This is a genomic window from Roseobacter cerasinus (genome assembly GCF_009811755.1).
GTDB lineage: Bacteria > Pseudomonadota > Alphaproteobacteria > Rhodobacterales > Rhodobacteraceae > Roseobacter > Roseobacter cerasinus.
On sequence record NZ_BLIV01000019.1, the window covers coordinates 1 to 1876 of the forward strand.

2 protein-coding genes are annotated in these 1876 nt (G+C 53.9%); both read right to left on the reverse strand.

The window, feature by feature from the left end; all coding sequences use genetic code 11:
- Nucleotides 1-183: 183 nt before the first annotated feature.
- Nucleotides 184-1539, reverse strand: a complete 1356-nt coding sequence (locus So717_RS21970; protein WP_159981411.1) for a recombinase family protein — start codon at nt 1537-1539, stop codon at nt 184-186.
- The coding region (locus So717_RS21975) for a hypothetical protein (RefSeq protein ID WP_159981413.1) at nt 1515-1876 on the reverse strand (362 nt) is incomplete at its 5' end. The genes So717_RS21975 and So717_RS21970, both read right to left, overlap by 25 nt.

Here is a 1876-nt window from a genome sequence, read left to right on the forward strand (position 1 = left end):
GCACCATATTTGACTGGCAGTCAAAATTTCTCACTAAAGTGTTGAACGGAAACGCGATTTTTAGTGTTCGAGGTCCTCCATTTCGGTGGTAGTGAAGAGGCCCCAAAAGCACCATCTTTAGGATAGCTCTGCGGAGCTCAAAGGTACCTTTTTCCCAGGCTTTCCAGGGGTTTGAGAGAAAATTCAAGGTGTGTTCGAGCGCCTCCTCGAAAGATGCCCTTGGTTGGCCTTGATTTTGCAGTTTTTCCTGCAATTTGATCTTGTCGAACTCGATCTCATTGAACCGCTTTTCCAGCCGCGCTGCGAGCACCTCATTTGACGTGCCAACGATCTTGTCGAGAATCTCTTCAGATGCGCGCGTTGTGGCCTTAATCTGCCTTCCAGCTCGGTACGCATCTGGCCAGATGCTTCGATCTGTTCATTCCAGGCTTTGCGGAACATCTTGCGCATCAAACCAAAGGCCTGCTTCGTTGGTGTGAGATCCTGTAGTAACTGTTCAAACTCGCCTTCGATTTTGTCGCGAGGGATCGATTTGCCGTAGCTGTCGCAGGCTTTTGTCTGGCACACGTAGTAGGCGTATTTCTTGCGTTTGCCTTGTGACCAGGCGGAACGGTAAGGCACGCCGCAATCGCCACAGCAAACCGCACCGCGCAGCACAAAGTCACGGTTGATGTCGGCGCGCATGGGCAGTTTCGCGACGCCCTGGCGGCGCTGCTGAATGCGTTCGAATGTCGCCGCGCTGATCAGACCCTCATGCTGACCCTCTCGCAGCGAAACGCCCCATGGCGCATATTCAATCAATCCACCATAAATAGGACGGATCAGCAGATCGGTCACGCGCTGTGGGTGGACACACCCGTGGCGCCCTTTCGGATAGCAGGGCTGATCTTCCAGAAACCGTTGCACTTCGGCCTGCGTACCAAAGCGACCGGAGGCATAGCCCTCGAGAGCTTCGGCAACAACGGACGCTACCGGTTCGTCCCGGACGAGACATTTGCCATGTGTACCCGTCTTTTCATAGGTATAGCCAACAGGTGCTGGGAATACCCAGTAACCGCGCTGTAGACGTGCTTTCATCTTCTGCAGGACCTGACGGCCATTCTGCTCGCGCTCAAGTGCACCCTGCGCTGCAATGATCGTTTCGATAAATCGGCCTTCCGGCGAGTCTTCGAATTTGAAGTTCAGGCATTCGACTTCGGCCCCGCGCACGGCAAAGGCCTTGCGCAGCTTGATGTGGAACTCCGTATCTCGCGCGAAGCGCTTGAGATCATCAAAAATGATGACGTAGGGAACGCCTTTTTGCGCATCGAGATAACTCAGCAGCGCAACCATCCCCGGACGGTTCATGAAGTCCCCACCGCCCGAGACATCATCGGGAAAGACGGCATCAACCTGATAGCCTTTCTTTTCCGCATATTCGCGACAACGAGTTTCCTGGCTTTCGAGCCCGTGGCCTTGGGTGGCTTGCTTCGTCCCGGACACCCTACAGTAAAGCAGAGCGTGTTTGACTGGATCTATTTGGATTTGGGTGTCTTGCATGATTGCGCCTCATCGTTTTGGGGTGAACGGGGTGCAACTGTTTCATGCTCTGTATCTTCTTCGGTGAATAAGGATAACACATCAATGCAGAGATCGGGAGGGTTTCCTGATATATTATCAACAGCTTTTGCCGGTCTGGTCCCGACATGGAAACCAAGACGTGCGAAGGTGGTCGCGATATTCCAATAGGCCATCAGGAATGTGATTGCCTCTTCTTCGGTGATCTCGCCCTCCGGCAGCTCACCCCCGAACTCTTCCAAAAGCTCAGCTTCCGGCGTCTTTGTCCTCGCCAGAGGAGGCCCCTCATCCGGGGCTGTGTTGTTTTCGACATCGCTCA

What these genes read in the sequence shown, in the direction of transcription:
- So717_RS21970 (WP_159981411.1), bottom strand. Translation starts at nt 1,539, where the DNA reads ATGCAAGACACCCAAATCCAAATAGATCCAGTCAAACACGCTCTGCTT.